The sequence below is a fragment of the Kistimonas ophiarachnellae genome (assembly GCF_057552235.1).
The window spans coordinates 1-262 of record NZ_BAAJPA010000099.1 but is presented as its reverse complement, the minus strand read 5'-3'; the positions used below and the strand labels follow the sequence as shown (position 1 = coordinate 262).

General features: G+C 64.1%; 1 protein-coding gene. It reads right to left on the bottom strand.

The genetic code is table 11. The features are described from left to right. Positions 1 to 262, bottom strand: a 262-nt coding sequence (locus AC27K1_RS21820; protein WP_487152900.1) for a cadherin-like domain-containing protein, incomplete at both ends; no start/stop codon positions are given.

The following is a 262-nucleotide window of genomic DNA, read 5'->3' as shown; positions in this document are numbered from 1 at the left end:
GTGAGTGCGCCGCTGGCAGTCAGCGTGGCGGCGCTGTCTTCGGTGACCGCACCGCTATCCACACCGCCGATCTCTGCATCGTCGCTTACCGCCGTGACATTGAAGGTCAGGGTGGTTTCTGCGCTGCTGAGGCTGCCGTCGCTGACCGTGAATGTCAGGTCCGCATAACCGGCGCCGTTGGCATTGGCTGCCGGGGTGAACACCAGGTTGCCGATATCCGCCGCCGTGATCACCTGGTTGGCCGTCACCGCTGAGCCATTCA